Origin of the sequence: Serpens gallinarum (genome assembly GCF_014836765.1) — a bacterium.
Classification (GTDB): Bacteria; Pseudomonadota; Gammaproteobacteria; order Pseudomonadales; family Pseudomonadaceae; genus Serpens; species Serpens gallinarum.
On the sequence record NZ_JACSQG010000010.1, the window covers coordinates 88,771 to 105,188 of the forward strand.

12 protein-coding genes and 2 pseudogenes are annotated in these 16,418 nt (G+C 61.7%); 9 read left to right on the forward strand and 5 right to left on the reverse strand.

Translation table 11 applies throughout. The features are described 5' to 3' along the window. The first annotated feature begins 84 nt into the window (after positions 1 to 84). The 6 genes from H9642_RS15535 to H9642_RS15560 all read left to right on the forward strand — a co-directional run bounded on the left by H9642_RS15535 (position 85) and on the right by H9642_RS15560 (position 7,889). The gene (locus tag H9642_RS15535; RefSeq protein WP_251837374.1) at positions 85 to 954 is read left to right on the forward strand and encodes an SDR family oxidoreductase; all 870 of its coding nucleotides are present in this window, start codon (positions 85 to 87) and stop codon (positions 952 to 954) included. Between the two features lie 4 nt (positions 955 to 958). Next, positions 959 to 2,575 carry a geranyl-CoA carboxylase subunit beta gene (atuC, locus tag H9642_RS15540; RefSeq protein ID WP_251837375.1) on the forward strand — a complete coding sequence of 539 codons (1,617 nt, stop codon included), beginning with the start codon at positions 959 to 961 and terminating at the stop codon, positions 2,573 to 2,575. A 43-nt stretch (positions 2,576 to 2,618) separates the two neighbouring features. Next, on the forward strand, positions 2,619 to 3,779 hold the full coding sequence (atuD, locus tag H9642_RS15545; RefSeq protein WP_251837376.1) for a citronellyl-CoA dehydrogenase: 1,161 nt from the start codon (positions 2,619 to 2,621) through the stop codon (positions 3,777 to 3,779). A gap of 123 nt (positions 3,780 to 3,902) precedes the next feature. Next, complete coding sequence (locus H9642_RS15550) at positions 3,903 to 4,697, forward strand: enoyl-CoA hydratase/isomerase family protein (protein WP_251837377.1); 795 nt, start codon at positions 3,903 to 3,905, stop codon at positions 4,695 to 4,697. A gap of 184 nt (positions 4,698 to 4,881) precedes the next feature. Beyond that, the gene (locus H9642_RS15555) at positions 4,882 to 6,870 is read left to right on the forward strand and encodes an acetyl/propionyl/methylcrotonyl-CoA carboxylase subunit alpha (protein ID WP_251837378.1); all 1,989 of its coding nucleotides are present in this window, start codon (positions 4,882 to 4,884) and stop codon (positions 6,868 to 6,870) included. 194 nt (positions 6,871 to 7,064) lie between these two features. Next, positions 7,065 to 7,889, forward strand: coding sequence for an SDR family oxidoreductase (locus H9642_RS15560; protein ID WP_251837379.1), 825 nt, complete (start codon positions 7,065 to 7,067; stop codon positions 7,887 to 7,889). 66 nt (positions 7,890 to 7,955) lie between these two features. Here H9642_RS15560 and H9642_RS18535 read toward each other — a convergent pair whose 3' ends face one another. From H9642_RS18535 to fadD1, 3 genes and pseudogenes are all read right to left on the reverse strand, one after another. Then, the gene (locus tag H9642_RS18535) at positions 7,956 to 8,783 is read right to left on the reverse strand and encodes a methyl-accepting chemotaxis protein (protein ID WP_433962716.1); all 828 of its coding nucleotides are present in this window, start codon (positions 8,781 to 8,783) and stop codon (positions 7,956 to 7,958) included. A gap of 78 nt (positions 8,784 to 8,861) precedes the next feature. After that, a pseudogene (locus H9642_RS18540) lies at positions 8,862 to 9,641 on the reverse strand (cache domain-containing protein); the annotation flags it as partial. Positions 9,642 to 9,836: 195 nt separating this feature from the next. Beyond that, positions 9,837 to 11,525: a long-chain-fatty-acid--CoA ligase FadD1 gene (gene fadD1, locus H9642_RS15570; RefSeq protein WP_251837381.1), complete on the reverse strand. Its 1,689-nt coding sequence runs from the start codon at positions 11,523 to 11,525 to the stop codon at positions 9,837 to 9,839. A gap of 363 nt (positions 11,526 to 11,888) precedes the next feature. Between fadD1 and H9642_RS15575 the strand changes: the two genes are divergently transcribed. The 3 genes from H9642_RS15575 to H9642_RS15585 all read left to right on the forward strand — a co-directional run bounded on the left by H9642_RS15575 (position 11,889) and on the right by H9642_RS15585 (position 14,195). Then, on the forward strand, positions 11,889 to 12,842 hold the full coding sequence (locus H9642_RS15575) for an alpha/beta hydrolase (RefSeq protein ID WP_251837382.1): 954 nt from the start codon (positions 11,889 to 11,891) through the stop codon (positions 12,840 to 12,842). Further along, the gene (locus tag H9642_RS15580) at positions 12,839 to 13,309 is read left to right on the forward strand and encodes a MaoC family dehydratase (protein WP_251837383.1); all 471 of its coding nucleotides are present in this window, start codon (positions 12,839 to 12,841) and stop codon (positions 13,307 to 13,309) included. The genes H9642_RS15575 and H9642_RS15580 overlap by 4 nt, the downstream gene beginning before the upstream one ends. A 187-nt stretch (positions 13,310 to 13,496) precedes the next feature. After that, positions 13,497 to 14,195, forward strand: coding sequence for a pirin family protein (locus H9642_RS15585; protein ID WP_251837384.1), 699 nt, complete (start codon positions 13,497 to 13,499; stop codon positions 14,193 to 14,195). Between the two features lie 27 nt (positions 14,196 to 14,222). Here the strand turns inward: H9642_RS15585 and H9642_RS18545 are convergent, their stop codons facing one another. Together H9642_RS18545 and H9642_RS18550 are read right to left on the reverse strand one after the other, a co-directional pair. Further along, positions 14,223 to 15,089, reverse strand: coding sequence for a methyl-accepting chemotaxis protein (locus tag H9642_RS18545; protein WP_433962717.1), 867 nt, complete (start codon positions 15,087 to 15,089; stop codon positions 14,223 to 14,225). Further along, positions 15,090 to 16,244: pseudogene (locus H9642_RS18550) on the reverse strand (HAMP domain-containing protein); the annotation flags it as partial. Positions 16,245 to 16,418 lie beyond the last annotated feature (174 nt).

Genomic DNA, 16,418 nt, shown 5'->3' on the forward strand with positions numbered 1-16,418 from the left:
GCTTCATCCATTTACCGCTGTTGCTTTTGGTGGAAAACGCTTCGCGGTTTCCACCCTACGAATACGACGAGGACGATAAAAACAATGAGCTATGACTCGGTCTTTAAACCCGGCCTGTTTGCCGACCAGACCATCATGGTCACCGGCGGCGGCAGCGGCATCGGTCGCTGCACCGCCCACGAGCTGGCGGCCCTGGGTGCCCATGTGGTGCTGGTAGGACGCAAGCTGGAGAAGCTGGAGAAAACCGCCGCCGAGATCGTCGAGGACGGCGGCAGCGTCAGCTTCCAGGTCTGCGACATCCGTGATGAAGACGCCGTCAAGACTATGGTCAAGGCCGTGATCGCCGAGCGCGGGCGCATTCACCACCTGGTGAATAATGCCGGCGGCCAGTTCCCGGCGCCGCTGATCGGCATCAACCAGAAAGGCTTCGAGACCGTGGTGCGCACCAACCTGGTCGGTGGCTTCCTGATCGCCAAGGAAGTGTTCCTGCAGAGCCTGTCCAAGCACGGCGGCAGCATCGTCAACATGCTCGCTGACATGTGGGGCGGCATGCCGGGCATGGGGCACTCCGGCGCGGCCCGTGCCGGCATGGAAAACTTCACCAAGACCGCTGCCTACGAATGGGGCCACGCTGGCGTGCGCGTCAACGCCGTGGCACCGGGCTGGGTGGCGTCCAGCGGCATGGACACCTACCCGGACGCCATGAAGAACATGATCCGCTCCCTCAAGGACCATGTGCCGCTGCAGCGCATTGCCACCGAAGCGGAAATCGCCTCGGCCATTGTATTCCTGCTCTCCCCCGGCGCCAGCTTCATCAGCGGCAACACCATCCGCATCGACGGCGCCGCCAGCCAAGGCACCCGTGCCTGGACCCTGGGCAAGGCCAAGAACAGCGAGTCTTACAACGGTTTTCACCGTGCCTACCAACCCGATGTACTGAAGGACGGAGAATAACAACATGCCCGTGATCCAGTCAGAGATCGACGTCCACGACGCAGCCTTTGCTGCCAACCGTGACGCCATGCTCGCGGCCGTGGCCAGCTTCCGTGACGTTGAGCAGAAAGTGCTCGACAAGGCCAATGAGGCCAAACCGAAATTCGAAAAACGCGGCCAGTTGCTGCCCCGCGAACGCATCAACCTGCTGCTCGACCCGGGCGCGCCCTTCCTTGAACTGTCGTCGCTAGCCGGCTACAAGCTGCACGACGACAAAGACGGCACCCAGGCCGGTGGCGGTATCATCGCCGGCATCGGCTACATCGAGGGCGTACGCTGTATGGTGCTGGCCAACAACAGCGCCATCAAGGGCGGCACCATCTCTCCCACCGGCCTGAAGAAATCCCTGCGCATGCAGCAGGTGGCGGTGGAGAACAAGCTGCCGATCGTGACCCTGGCCGAATCCGGCGGTGCCAACCTGAACTACGCCGCCGACATCTTCGTCGAGGGTGCACGCGGCTTCGCCAATCAGGCGCGCATTTCCGCCATGGGCATTCCCCAGGTGACGGTGGTGCACGGCTCCTCCACTGCCGGCGGCGCCTACCAGCCGGGTCTGTCCGACTACGTGGTGGTGGTGCGCGGCAAGGCCAAGATGTTCCTCGCCGGCCCGCCACTGCTCAAGGCCGCCACCGGTGAAATCGCCACCGACGAAGAACTGGGCGGCGCGGAAATGCACGCGCAGGTCGCCGGTACCGCCGAATACCTGGCCGAAAACGACGCCGACGGCGTGCGCCTGGCGCGCAACATCATGCAGATGCTGCCGTGGAACCAGCAGTTGCCGGTACGTGCCAAAAAGGCCTACCGCGAGCCGCTGTACCCGGCCGACGAGCTACTCGGCATCGTGCCCAACGACGCCAAGAAGCCCTACGACGTGCGCGAGATCATCGCCCGCATTGCCGACGGCTCCGAATTCCTCGATTTCAAGAACGAGTTCGACAGCCAGACCGTCTGCGGTCATCTGAGCATCGAAGGCCAACCCTGCGGCTTCATCGGCAACAACGGCCCGATCACCCCGCGCGGCGCCGCCAAGGCTGCACAGTTCATCCAGCTGTGCGACCAGAGCAACACCCCGATCCTGTTCTTCCACAACACCACCGGCTTCATGGTCGGCACCGAGTCGGAACAGAACGGCGTGATCAAGCACGGCTCGAAGATGCTGCAGGCCGTGGCCAACGCCCGCGTGCCCAAGCTGACCATCGTGGTCGGCGGCTCCTACGGCGCCGGCAACTACGCCATGTGCGGCCGTGGTCTGGACCCGCGCTTCATCTTCGCCTGGCCCAACAGCAAGACCGCCGTGATGGGCGGCGCCCAGGCCGGCAAGGTGCTGCGCATCGTCACTGAGGACAAGCACACCAAGCAGGGCATGACCGCAGACCCGAAGATGCTCGACATGCTGGAAACCGTCACCGCGCAAAAACTGGACAGCCAGTCCACCGCGCTGTACGGCACCGCCAGCCTGTGGGACGACGGCCTGATCGACCCGCGCGATACCCGCAAGCTGCTGGGCTTCCTGCTGGACATCTGCGCCGAGGCCGAGGTTCGCCCGCTCAAATCCAACACCTTCGGTGTGGCGCGCCTGTAAGCGCGCCCTTCCCTCCCAGAACTCCGCAAGAAGGACAACAACAATGAACTTCACCCAAGAACACGAAGAACTGCGCCGCACAGTCAAGAATTTCGTCGACAAGGAAATCAACCCGCACGTCGAGGAGTGGGAAAAAGACGGGCGCTTCCCGATGCGCGAGCTGTTCAAGAAGGCCGGTGATCTGGGCCTGCTGGGCATCTCCAAGCCGGAGAAATTCGGCGGCATGGGCCTCGATTACAGCTACTCCGTGGTCGCCGCTGAAGAGTTCGGCACCGCCCATTGCGGCGGCGTACCGCTGGCCATCGGCGTGCAGACCGACATGTGCACCCCGGCACTGGCGCGCTTCGGCTCCGATGCCCTGCGCGAAGAATTCCTGACCCCAGCCATTGCCGGCGATGCCATCGGCTGTATCGGTGTCTCCGAAGTGGGTGCCGGCTCCGACGTGGCCGGCCTGAAAACCACCGCGCGCAAGGATGGTGACGACTACGTCATCAATGGCGCCAAGATGTGGATCACCAACAGCCCGCAAGCCGACTTCATCTGCCTGCTGGCCAACACCAGCGACGACAAGCCCCACGTCAACAAGTCGCTGATCGTGGTGCCGATGGACACCCCCGGCATCACCCTGAGCCCGCACATCGAGAAGCTCGGCATGCGTTCCTCGGAAACTGCCCAGGTGTTCTTCGATGACGTGCGCGTGCCGCAGCGCTACCGCATTGGCCACGAAGGCGCCGGCTTCATGATGCAGATGCTGCAGTTCCAGGAAGAGCGCCTGTTCGGCGCGGCCAACATCATCAAGGGTCTCGAGCTGTGCGTTGACCAGACCATCGAATACACCCGCCAGCGCCACACCTTCGGCCAGCCGGTCATCAACAACCAGGCGGTGCACTTCCGCCTGGCTGAGCTGCAAACCGAAATCGAAGCCCTGCGCGCCCTCGTCTACCAGGCCACCGAGCAGTACATCAAGGGGCGCGACGTGACCAAGCTGGCGTCCATGGCCAAGCTCAAAGCTGGCCGCCTGGGCCGTGAAGTCACCGACAGCTGCCTGCAGTTCTGGGGCGGCATGGGCTTCACCTGGGACAACCCCGTTTCGCGCGCTTACCGCGACGTGCGCCTGGTGTCCATCGGCGGCGGTGCCGACGAAATCATGCTCGGCATCATCTGCAAAATGATGGGCACCCTGCCTGGCAAGAAGAAAGGTTAAGAGCGGAAGCACCGTAGGGTGGATGTCGTTTTTTACATCCACCACGGCCCCGCTTGGTGGATCGATGAAGCGTGATCCACCCTACGATTGCCCTCCCCTTGCGAATACATCAAGGAGCCTGTGATGGCCGATCTACCCAACTGCGAAACGCTGCTACTGAATCTGGAGGCTGGCGTACTGAACGTCACCCTCAATCGCCCGGACAGCCGCAACGCCATGAGCCTGGCCATGGTGCATGAACTGCGTGCGGTGCTGGAAGGCGTACGCCATGACGCCAACGTGCGTGCGCTGGTGCTGCGCGGCGCCGCCGGCCATTTCTGCGCCGGCGGCGACATCAAGGACATGGCCGGCGCCCGCGCCAAGGGCGGCGACGCCTACCGCGAACTGAACCGTGCCTTCGGCGCCATGCTGGAGGAATTCCAGGCCGCACCCCAGGTGGTCATTGCCGTGCTGGAAGGCGCGGTGCTGGGCGGCGGCTTTGGCCTGGCCTGCATTTCCGACATCGCTATCGCCGCCGAAAGCTGCAAATTCGGCCTGCCGGAAACCACCCTGGGCATTCTGCCGGCGCAGATCGCGCCCTTCGTGGTCAAGCGCGTCGGCCTCACCCAGGCCCGTCGTCTGGCCTTGACCGCTGCGCGCTTCGATGGCCTAGAAGCCTTGCACCTGGGGCTGGTGCATTACTGCGAGTCCAGCGAAAACCTGGATGTACGGCTGGCCGAAGTGCTCGATCAGGTACGCAAATGCGCCCCCGGCGCCAACGCCCAGACCAAGGCACTGCTGCTGGCAACCGAGACCCAGGAGCTGGGTGCGCTGCTGGACAGCGCCGCCGAGCAGTTCGCCGCCGCAGTGACCGGTGCCGAAGGCATCGAAGGCACCATGGCGTTCGTGCAGAAACGCGCACCGAAGTGGGCGCTGTAACGGATCGAACACATTGGCAATACCGACCTTGCCTATCTGGCGCTCGGGCTATGCATTTGTAGGGTGGATGTCGCTTTCCACATCCACCAGAACACCGCTCGGCGCGGTCAATGAAGCGCGATCCGCCGAGCGGGCCCAGCGTTACGGCAACCTCAACAGTTAACGGCAGGAGTAGAAAAACAACATGCCCGCATTCCACAAGATCCTCATCGCCAACCGTGGCGAAATCGCCTGCCGGGTGATGCGCACCGCCCAGGACCTCGGCTACCGCACCGTCGCGGTGTATTCCGAAGCCGACGCCGGCGCACGCCACGTCCAGGTCGCTGACGAAGCCGTGTGCATCGGCCCGGCGCAGGTCAACCAGTCCTATCTGGTGATCGACAACATCATCGCCGCCGCGAAGAAAACCGGTGCCGATGCGATCCACCCCGGTTACGGGTTTCTCTCCGAGAACGCCGATTTCGCCCGCGCCTGTGAAGCCGCCGGCATCGTGTTCATCGGCCCGACCGTGGAGGCCATCCACCTGATGGGCAGCAAGCGCCTGTCGAAGATCGCCATGCTCGAAGCCGGCGTACCCTGCATTCCGGGTTACGAAGGCGCCGCGCAGGACGACGAAACCCTCATCCGCGAAGCCGAGCGCGTCGGTTACCCGCTGATGATCAAGGCCAGCGCCGGGGGCGGCGGTCGCGGCATGCGCCTGGTGCACGACGCCAGCGAACTGAGCGCACAGATCCGCACCGCCCGCTCCGAAGCGCAGAACGCCTTCGGCTCTGGCGAGCTGATCATTGAGCGCGCCGTGATCCGTCCGCGCCACGTTGAAATCCAGGTGTTTGGCGACCAGCACGGCAACATCGTGTACCTGGGCGAACGCGACTGCTCCGTGCAGCGCCGTCACCAGAAAGTGGTCGAGGAAGCCCCTTGCCCGGTGATGACCCCGGACCTGCGCAAGGCCATGGGTGAAGCCGCCGTGAAGGCTGCCGCCTCGGTGAACTATGTCGGCGCAGGCACCGTGGAATTCCTGCTGGATGCCAGCGGCGAGTTCTTCTTCCTGGAAATGAACACCCGCCTGCAGGTGGAACACCCGGTGACCGAACTGATCACCGGCCAGGACCTGGTCGCCTGGCAGATCCAGGCGGCTGCCGGCCACCCGCTGCCCCTCAAGCAGGACGAGATCACCCTGACCGGCCACGCCATGGAAGTGCGCCTGTACGCCGAGGACGCGGCGAAGAACTTCCTGCCGCAGACCGGTACCGTGCTGCGCTGGGAGCCGGAACTGCGCGACGGCGTCCGCATCGACCACGGCCTGGTGGAAGGCCAGCTCGTCTCGCCGTTCTACGACCCGATGCTGGCCAAGGTGATCGCCTATGGCGCCACCCGCGAAGAAGCACGGCGCAAGCTGGTGCGCGCGGTGGAGAACTGCGTGCTGCTGGGCGTCAACGGCAACCAGCGCTTCCTCGCCAACCTGCTGAGCAACCCGGAATTCGCCGCCGGCAACGCGACCACCGCGTTCATCGCCGAGCATTTCAACGCAGACCCGAGCCTGAGCCCGCAAGCGCCGTCCGCGGCCGAACTGGCCACCGCCGCCGCTCTGCTCTACCAGGCCTCGGCCAACAGCCGCGCCCACCAGGGCGAACTGGCTGGCTGGCGCAGCGCCGGCAGTGCGCCCTGGCGCTTCCTGCTCAAGCAGGGCGAAAACCGCTACAGCGTGGCGCTGGACGTCCTCGAAGCCGGCAGTCAGCCGCGCCTGCGGGCCACCGTTGGCGACGCCAGCGTGGAACTCAAGCTGCTGGCCAGTGATGGCCGCTGGCTGACCCTGGAGCAGGACGGCATTCGCCGCCGCGTCGCCTACCATCAGGACGGCGACACGCTGCACCTGTATGGCCAGTACGGCAACCTGGAGCTGGTCGACGTCACCCATGAACCGGCCGGTGGCCAGAGCGCCGCCAGCTCCGGTACGGTCAAGGCGCCCATGGATGGCGCGATTGTCGACGTGCTGGTCGAGGAAGGCGTCAAGGTCAGCAAGGGGCAACTGCTGGTGGTGCTGGAAGCCATGAAGATGGAACACCCGCTCAAGGCCGGCGTCGACGGCACCGTGCGCAAGGTGCAGGCCAGCAAGGGCGACCAGGTGAAGAACCGTCAGATCCTGGTGGAGATCGAAGCTGAAGAAGCCTGAGCTTGCGAACCGTAGGGTGGACAACGCTTTCCTTGTCCACCATCGCGCGCACGGCGCGCTGGTGGATCGGTGAAGCGCGATCCACCCTACGATTGCCGAAATACGACCTGGAGCCTGATCTAGGCTGGTGAAAGAACGAAGGGAGGACCGCACGGCGATCTTCCCTTTCATGGCCCGTCAAAAAGGACTATCCCATGACCCTGCGTGACAAGACCCTGTTCATCACTGGCGCCAGCCGTGGCATTGGTCGCGAGATCGCCCTGCGTGCCGCACGGGACGGCGCCAATATCGTGATCGGCGCTAAGAGCGACCAGCCCCACCCCAAGCTGGCCGGGACCATCCATTCCGTGGCCGCTGAGGTCGAAGCGGCCGGTGGTCAGGCGTTGGCCCTGCAACTGGATGTACGCGACGAAAACGCCGTCAAGGCCGCCATGGCCCAGGCTGCTGAACGTTTCGGTGGCATCGACGCGCTGGTTAACAATGCCGGGGCCATTCGCCTGCAAGGCGTCGAACACCTGGAACCCAAACGCTACGACCTGATGTTCCAGATCAACACCCGCGCGGTGATGGTCTGCAGCCAGGCTGCCCTCCCCTACCTGAAGCAGAGCGCGAACGGGCACATTCTCAGCCTGTCGCCGCCGCTCAACCTCGACCCCAAGTGGTTTGCCCAATACGGCCCGTACACCACCACCAAGTACGGCATGAGCATGCTGACTCTGGGCATGAGCGAGGAATTCAAGAAGTACGGCATCAGCGCCAACGCGCTGTGGCCGCGCACGGTGATCGCCACCGCAGCCATCGAATATGAACTGGGCGGCCAGCAGGTCTTCAAGCAGGCTCGTACGCCAGCCATCATGGCCGATGCCGCCCATGCCATCCTGAGCAGCCAGGGGCGCAGCCTGAGCGGTCGACTGCTGATCGATGAAGACATCCTGCGTGAACGAGGCGTCGAGGATTTCGAGCCCTACCGCTACGACCGCAACGGCGGATCGCTGATGCCGGATCTGTATCTGGAGTGATCGAAGCCGTTTGGAACAGCTTCAATTACTGCTGCGGGAGTCCGTCCTGGCTCCCGCATCGCTGGCTCAGACGCGGAACTGTCCGACCAGGCGCTTGAGGCGCTCAGCCAGGGTGTTCAGTTCCCGTGCCGTCTGGGCGCCTTGAACGGCGTCATCCGCCACACCGTCCACAATCCCGGCAATCTGGTGCACGCTGCGGTTGATCTCCTCGGCTACCGCGGTCTGCTCTTCGGCAGCGCTGGCGATCTGCGCATTCATCGAGTTGATGGTGCCGATCAGCGTCGAGATGGTATTGAGCGCTTCGCCGGCCAGGTTGGATTGCTCGCGGGTGCTTTCGCCTCGCGAGGTCACCCGCTGCATGGTGCTGACGGACTGGGCCGTGGTGTTTTGCAGGCGGTCGATCATGCTTTGGATCTCACCGGTGCTTTGCTGAGTACGACTGGCCAGCGCACGTACTTCGTCGGCCACCACCGCAAAACCACGCCCCGCTTCACCGGCCCGCGCCGCCTCGATGGCGGCGTTGAGTGCCAGCAAGTTGGTCTGCTCGGCAATGGCACGAATGACCTCCAGCACACCGACAATGCCCTGCACATCCACGCGCAGGCTTTCTAGGGATTCGCTGCTACTGCTCACTTCGGTGACCAGGTCATGGATATGCGAAATGCTCAGGCTAACGACCTTCTGAGCCGACTGGCCTTGCTCGTCTGTTTGCCGTGCGGCTTCGGCGGCACGCTGGGCACTCTGAGCAACTTCCTGTGCGGCGGCTGACATTTCGTTGATGGCAGTGGCCACCTGATCGGTCTCATGACGTTGACCTGTCATTGCTTGCTCGGAACGCTGCGCCTGATTCGCCACCTCGCCCACCAGCCCTGTCAGTTGGCCAGTTGTGGTCATCACCTGCTTCACCAGGGTGTGGATTTTCTCGACGAACGCGTTGAATGAACGCGCCAGCTCGCCCAGTTCGTCCTGACCGGAAACAGGTAGCCGATGGGTGAGATCGCCATCGCCTGCGGCCATGTCGTCGAGATTCTGCTTGATCAGCATCAGCGGACGCAGGATCGAACGGGTCAGCGGAACCGTGATGACGGCAATCAAGGCCAGCAATCCAATGGCTGAGGCCATCATGACCAGCAGCAGGTGATCGATACGCTGCTCGAACACGGCGCGGGCATTGGCGACATCCAGCTCAAGGCCATCGAGGTTCAATGCGGTACCGAACACCATGTCCCACTTCGGCAAATACATCGAGTAACCGATCTTGGGGACCAGCACCCGCTCGGCACCCAGCACGAAGGAGTAATTCACATAGTGGCTGCCATCCATCCCCGCCCTGACCAGCGCGCGGATCGGGTAGCCGCCGGAAGCATCCTGGAAGTTGTAAAAACTCTCACCGATCTTGTCGTCGGTATTGCCCTGGAACACGCGAACGGTCTTGCTATCGTAGCCCCAGAAATACCCCTCCTTGCCGTAGTTCAGCTTCTTCAGCTGGTTGACCGCTTCGGCCCGAGCATCCATGTCGTTGGCTGCGGAGGCCTGATAGATCGGTTCGATCATCACATAGGCCATCTCCACGTAATGCTGGAGTTCGACACGGCGGTCTTTTTGCAGGTTTTCGCGGGTTTGGGCTTCCTGCTGGTCTGCCAGTTGCTGCAGCATCACGACGGAAACAGCGCTCAACATAATTGCCAACAGTAAAATCGGCCCCAGGGCCAGAAGCAGTAGTTTTGATCTCAATCGCAGCATTGACAGCATGTTTCATTCCTAGGAGTGCAATGTTGTTTTCTCGCCGCTCCGCGGCGAATTTAAGCCTCACTTGGTTATCGGTCAGATTTGCTAAAACTCGACCAAAATTTGCTCGCGCACCTTCAGGCTGTAACCGCGTGAAATCTGGACCCGCCTAAACGGCAAAACCCCGCCGGAGCGGGGCTTTGTTGTCTTCGCCGGGAGTTACGCCATGGCGACTTTTTTCAGCTCTTCATCACGCAGCTCGCGGCGCAGGATCTTGCCGACGTTGGTCATCGGCAGGCTGTCGCGGAACTCGACCTGTTTGGGCCGCTTGTAACCGGTGAGGTTGTCGTGCATGTGCTGCATGACTTGCTCCTTGGTCAGGCTGGCACCCGGCTTGACCACCACGAAGACCTTGATCGCCTCGCCGGTACGCTCATCCGGCACGCCAATCGCGGCGCACTGCAGCACACCCGGCAAGGTGGCCAGCACATCTTCCAGTTCGTTCGGATACACGTTGAAGCCGGACACCAGGATCATGTCCTTCTTGCGGTCGACGATGCGGATGAAACCGTCCGGCTGGATGACAGCTATATCACCGGTCTGCAGCCAGCCATCGGCGCTGAGCACTTCATCGGTGGCTTCCTGGCGCTGCCAGTAGCCTTTCATTACCTGCGGGCCTTTGGCACAGAGCTCGCCCCGCTCGCCAAACGGCAGGTCGTTGCCTTCTTCGTCGATCACCTTGCAGCTGGTGGAGGGAACCGGGATGCCGATGGTGCCGACCTGGATATTTTGAATCGGATTAACCGTGACTACTGGGCTGGTTTCGGTCATGCCGTAACCTTCACAGATGGCGCAGCCAGTAACCTCCTTCCACCGCTCAGCCGCTGCCAATTGCAGGGCCATGCCACCGGAAAGGGTCAGCTTCAAACCGGAAAAATCCAGTCGGCGGAATGCCTCGTTGTTGCACAGGGCGACAAACAGGGTATTGAGACCCACAAAGGCGGTGAACTTGAAGTTGCCCAGGTCCTTGATCATCGCCGGCAGGTCGCGCGGGTTGGTGATCAGCACGTTATGGTTACCGGTCAGCATCATCATCATGCAGTGCACGGTAAAGGCGTAGATATGGTAGAGCGGCAACGGGGCGATGAGAATTTCACTGCCTTCATTGAGCGTGGCCCCCATCAGCGCCTTGCACTGGAGCATGTTGGCGATCAGGTTGCGATGGGTCAGCATTGCGCCCTTGGCCACGCCCGTGGTGCCGCCGGTGTACTGCAATACGGCAACATCGTTGGCGGCCGGCGAGGCTTCGTTGACCGACTTGCCGCGTCCCTTGGCCAGGGCATCGTTCAGTTTGATGGCCTGGGGGAGGCTGTAGGCCGGCACCATCTTCTTGACGTACTTGACCACGCTGTTGACCAAGAGGCGCTTGAGCGGCGGCAGCATGTCACCCACCTCGGTGACGATGACGTGCTTGACGCCGGTTTTGGGCAGCACGACCTCCGCCAGGTGGGCCATGTTGGCCAGGCAGACCAGCGCCTTGGCACCCGAATCGTTGAACTGATGCTCCATCTCGCGGGCGGTGTACAGCGGGTTGGTATTCACAACGATCAGCCCGGCGCGCATGGCGCCGAACACCACCACCGGGTACTGCAGGACGTTGGGCAATTGCACGGCGATACGATCACCCGGCTGCAGGTCGGTATGCTGCTGCAGCCAGGCGGCGAAGTGACCGGAGAGCTCATACAACTCGCCATAAGTAAGGGTCTTGCCCAGGTTGCTGAAAGCGGGCTTGTCGGCAAAGCGTTGGCAGGACTGTTGCAATACCGCCTGAATATTCGGGTATTCATCGGCATTGATATCAGCAGGAATACCTACTGGATATTTGTCCTTCCAGAAATTTTCGGTCATGGAAGCCCACTCCTAAGCTCAGCTTATCTTCACCGTCTTGATGACGGTTGTCGGTTGGTCTTGTTGTATATGTCCAGAGCCCTTCAAGGGCCACAAAGCGGGCCGAGATTAGCAGTTTTGCCAAGCGCCATCCACAGCAAATATGGCAATTCCAGTCACCTACAAGACGAAAAATTGACCTACGGTCACGTTTAGAGTGTTAACACTAATCTATCGTCTTACCTGGCGCCAGCCGTTCAGCATACCGCCTGCCGGCATGCAAACCCGCAGAGATAGAACTGCGTTGGGTCGCATTCGGCAACCTCGGCTGGGAACATCCCTTGGGCAGCTCTACAATGCAGCCATTATTTCAAAGGATTCGTCATGCACCATCAGACCTTCACGTTGACCACCCATGACAACGTCCCGGTGCATGTGAATCACTGGAGCAGTGGCGCAACGCCCCGCGCCGTGGTCATGCTGGCCCACGGCATGGGCGAACACAGTGGACGCTATGCCGACTTTGGCCAGGCATTGGCTGAGAATGGCATCGATCTTTACGCCCTCGATCAACGCGGCCATGGGCTGACAGCCCAACACGACATCGTCGGCCACTTCGCCCACCATGGCGGCTGGCAGCGGGTACAAGATGACTTGCACCAACTGCGACAGCTGATACACCACCAGCATCACCACACCCCACTTTTCTTGTTTGGTCACAGCATGGGCAGCTATATCGCTCAGGCCTACTTGCTTACCCACAGCGCCGGCCTGCACGGGGTCGTCCTGTCCGGTTCCAATTATCAGCCCGTATCGCTGTACCGCGCAGCCCGACTGATTGCGCGCTTCGAAGGCTGGCGCCAGGGGCCGCTCGGGCGCAGCGCCTTGATCGAGTGGCTGTCGTTCGGCTCGTTCAACAAGGCATTCAAACCCAACCGCACACCCTTCGACTGGCTGAGCCGTGACGCAGCGCAGGTGGACGCTTATATTGCCGACCCGCTGTGCGGCTTCCGCTGCACCAATCAGCTGTGGATTGACCTGCTCGGCGGTCTGCAAGAAATCACGCCCATTTCACAGCTGGCCCGCATCGATGCCCGGCTACCCATCCTGGTCATCGGCGGTGAATGTGATCCGGTCAGTGCCGGCAAGCGTCAGAAGGATCTTGCCTGTGCATTGCGCCATGCCGGCCTGCGGCACGTACAACTGAATCTGTATCCAGACGCCCGCCACGAGTTGCTCCATGAAACCAATCGCGCGGACGTCACGTTCTTTTTGATCGACTGGCTGAACCAGACCCTGGCCGCCAGCCGTTCCCACCCAACCAAGGAGACCGCATGACCCAACTCACCAATACGCCTTATGAAGCTCTCGAAGTTGGTCAAAAGGCCACCTATAGCAAGACAGTCGGCGAACGCGACATCCAGCTGTTCGCCGCCATGTCCGGAGACCACAATCCCGTGCACCTGGACGCCGAGTTCGCTGCCGGCACGATCTTCAAGGAGCGTATCGCCCATGGCATGTTCAGCGGAGCGCTGATCAGCGCCGCCGTGGCCTGCACCCTGCCCGGCCCGGGCACTATCTACCTCGGCCAGACGATGAAGTTCACCCGCCCAGTGAAGTTCGGCGACACCCTGACCGTACGCCTGGAAATTCTCGAAAAGCTGCCGAAGTTTCGCGTGCGCATCGCGACTCAGGTGGTGAATCAGAACGATGACATCGTGGTCGACGGCGAAGCGGAAATCCTCGCGCCGCGCAGTCAGCAAACCGTCACGCTGCCCCAACTGCCGCCCATCAGCATCGGCTGATTGCCCTATCAGATGCCGCTTTTCTAATGGGAAGCGGCATTGTTGCCGCTTCTGAAGTTCGCAACGAAACCGATCAACTTTCCTGATTAAATCAGAGCGTATTTTGCGCTTATCATCAGCTCGATTCCGATAGATCATGGCCTCATTCCCGGCACCATGCCGTGGCAAACCCAATGAGGACTCTCCCATGATCGAAGTACGTCCCTTCCAGCAACTCGGCGGCGCACACCACGGCTGGCTGGATACCAAGCATCACTTTTCCTTCGCGGACTATTACGACCCCGCACGCATGCACTGGGGACTGCTGCGGGTGTGGAACGACGACACCATCGCGCCTCACAGTGGCTTCCCGGCGCACCCGCACCGCGACATGGAAATCATCACCTATGTGCGCGAAGGGGCCATTACCCACCAGGACAACCTTGGCAACCAAGGCCGTACCGTAGCGGGCGATGTGCAGGTAATGAGTGCCGGCACCGGCATCGCCCACAGCGAGTACAACCTTGAAAATGTCGCCACCAAGATTTTCCAGATCTGGATTATGCCCGAGAGCCGTGGCGCCGAACCGGGCTGGGGCACCAAGCCGTTTCCCAAGGGCGAGCGCGCCGGGACTTTCGTCACGCTGGCCAGCGGCCTGCCCGGCGATGACGATGCCCTGCCGATCCGCACGTCGGCTCGCCTGGTCGCGGCCACGCTGAATGCTGGGCAGTGCGCCGAATACCGCTTCGCCGAAGGCCGCAAGGGCTATCTGGTCGCCGCCCATGGCTCCCTGCAGATCAATGGCATAGCCGCCGCAGCGGGCGACGGCGTGGCGATCAAGGACGAAGCGCTGATCGACGTGCGCGCTCTGGAAGACAGCGAGGTGATCCTGGTCGACGTGGCCTGAGCCACGACGTCGACTCCCCTTCGCCTGTTAGCTTGCCTTGAAGCGGCTGACATTCTGCCGCAGCGTATCGGCCAGATCGCCCAATCGACTGGCGGTCTGGTGATTGCTGCCAACCGCCTCATCGTTCTCCTCGGCCATGCGCGCAATCATGCTGACCTGCTCGGCAATTTCGGCCGAAGCGGCGCTTTGTTCGCGCAAAGCGCTGGAAATCTCCACGACCGTGGACATCACCTGATTGGCGGCGGTGTAGATCTCATCCATCGCCTCGCCGGTTTGCCGTGCCCGCATCACACCTTCATTGACCCGCAGCACGCCTTGCTCCATACCTTTCACAGCCGCTTGAGTGCCTTCCTGAATAGCCTTGACCATCGCACCGATCTCCTCGGTGGAGTTGGCCGTGCGCTCGGCCAGCTTGCGCACCTCATCCGCCACCACGGCAAACCCACGTCCCTGCTCACCAGCCCGCGCGGCCTCGATGGCAGCGTTCAAAGCGAGCAGATTGGTCTGCGCCGCGATACCGCTGATCACCGCCACGATGGTGCCAATCTGTTCCGAACGCTCACCCAGCTCTGCGACACTACGCGCCGAGTTGGACACCGACTGGGCGATCTCGCTGATGTCCTCGACCACCGCGCCGACTAGCTTGCCCCCTTCGCGCGACAGCTCACCGGAGCGATTGGCCAACGAATCGGCTTTTCCGGCATTGTGGGCAATCTGTTCGATGCCCACGGTCATCTGCTCGACCGCCGCAGCCATGCTCGATGCGGCATCACTCTGATTCTGTGAGGCGACACGAATCTGCCCGGTGGCAGCGGCCAGCGTGTGGGCGGAATCCGCCACCTGGTCGGAGTTACCCTTGATGCGAGCGATCAGGTTACCCATGGTCTCGGCCATTTCGTTGAAACTGCCGGCCACAACACGCAACTCATCCCGCGCCTTCAGGTCGATGCGCGCCGTGAGATCCCCAGAGGCCAACTGCGTACTGCCCAGTCGCAGCGCGTGGATACTGCCCAGCACCGCCAACCAGGCACCCACCGACAGGTAACCAACAATCGACAGGAGTAAAAGGAATATCGCCAGGTTCAGGTAATACTCATGCTCGGCGTCGGCGATACGCTGCTTGAGCAGCGCGTCGAGTTCGGGCAAGAACACGCTGTACATCTGCTCATAGCCGATGCCGATTGCCTCGGTGGTCATTGCAAAGAAGCGATCAGCCGAGGCACCTTCAAAATCCCCCTCGTACACCACCTCCTCGACCACAGCCCCGATAGCGTCATTTCTTGCCTGCAGGATCGCCATGGCCCGCTCCAGCTGCTCTTTCAGCTCTGGATGCAGGCTAACCACTTTGGCAATGCTGTCTTCCATGCTGCGCATGGCCGCCTTGATTTCTTCGGACAGGACAATCAGTGCGCTGCGCTCGCGATCCTCTATCTGCCTCTGCGCCAGGACTCCCGAACCAAGGGCGCGCAACCGCCCCAGGCGCTCCAAAAGATACGGTAGGCGATTCACCGCCACCGTCATCAGGTAGTAGGTTTCCGGCTCGGGATCGAAGGTCAATCCGTACGCATCGGCAAACAGCGTTTGAAAGCGCAGCAGGTTGTCGATCAGCGTGGTATGGGCTTCGTAATTCCGCTCTCTGCTCCAGCCTGACCCTTCGCGTTTGATTGTCAGCCAAGCCGTTTTGAGGCTCTGCCACTGATGCTGTCCAAGCAGATAGTCATCCAGCGCGGCAGTGAGTGTTTCCAGAGCGGCGTCCACTTCTTTTTCCCGCGTGCGGCGCTGTTCCACTACCCCATCATCGCCACCCAGCACCCGAGCGGAAAGCCCACGATGTTGTTGTGTCAGTTCCACCACAGTGGACAGCGGTCGAGACAAATCCAAGGCGATCAATTCGCTCTGCGAACGATTGATGGTGGCCGTGAACTGCTCGGTGATGGTCAGCATCAGAGCTGCAAAAGCCATCAGCACCAGCAAGCCAACCACCCCGAACTTGAGTGGATAGTTCAAACGATTCATCAATGCTTCGGCAGGCCAAAACAGTCTTTTCATAGCGCAGGCTCACAATGAATTGCCAACTGCCGGCCAAGGGAAAGCAAGCACGCTAACAATATTCAGAATTGCGAGGCAAGGTACGCGCCGGGCCTGGCTTTGCCCTTGATAGCGATCAAGATGGCATTGCGCCATCTAATCACAGAACCCTACATTGGTTGTGAGGTACGGTTC

What these genes read in the sequence shown, in the direction of transcription:
- H9642_RS15535 (WP_251837374.1), top strand. Translation starts at nt 85, where the DNA reads ATGAGCTATGACTCGGTCTTTAAACCCGGCCTGTTTGCCGACCAGACC.
- atuC (WP_251837375.1), top strand. Translation starts at nt 959, where the DNA reads ATGCCCGTGATCCAGTCAGAGATCGACGTCCACGACGCAGCCTTTGCT.
- atuD (WP_251837376.1), top strand. Translation starts at nt 2,619, where the DNA reads ATGAACTTCACCCAAGAACACGAAGAACTGCGCCGCACAGTCAAGAAT.
- H9642_RS15550 (WP_251837377.1), top strand. Translation starts at nt 3,903, where the DNA reads ATGGCCGATCTACCCAACTGCGAAACGCTGCTACTGAATCTGGAGGCT.
- H9642_RS15555 (WP_251837378.1), top strand. Translation starts at nt 4,882, where the DNA reads ATGCCCGCATTCCACAAGATCCTCATCGCCAACCGTGGCGAAATCGCC.
- H9642_RS15560 (WP_251837379.1), top strand. Translation starts at nt 7,065, where the DNA reads ATGACCCTGCGTGACAAGACCCTGTTCATCACTGGCGCCAGCCGTGGC.
- H9642_RS18535 (WP_433962716.1), bottom strand. Translation starts at nt 8,783, where the DNA reads ATGACCACAACTGGCCAACTGACAGGGCTGGTGGGCGAGGTGGCGAAT.
- fadD1 (WP_251837381.1), bottom strand. Translation starts at nt 11,525, where the DNA reads ATGACCGAAAATTTCTGGAAGGACAAATATCCAGTAGGTATTCCTGCT.
- H9642_RS15575 (WP_251837382.1), top strand. Translation starts at nt 11,889, where the DNA reads ATGCACCATCAGACCTTCACGTTGACCACCCATGACAACGTCCCGGTG.
- H9642_RS15580 (WP_251837383.1), top strand. Translation starts at nt 12,839, where the DNA reads ATGACCCAACTCACCAATACGCCTTATGAAGCTCTCGAAGTTGGTCAA.
- H9642_RS15585 (WP_251837384.1), top strand. Translation starts at nt 13,497, where the DNA reads ATGATCGAAGTACGTCCCTTCCAGCAACTCGGCGGCGCACACCACGGC.
- H9642_RS18545 (WP_433962717.1), bottom strand. Translation starts at nt 15,089, where the DNA reads ATGGCCGAGACCATGGGTAACCTGATCGCTCGCATCAAGGGTAACTCC.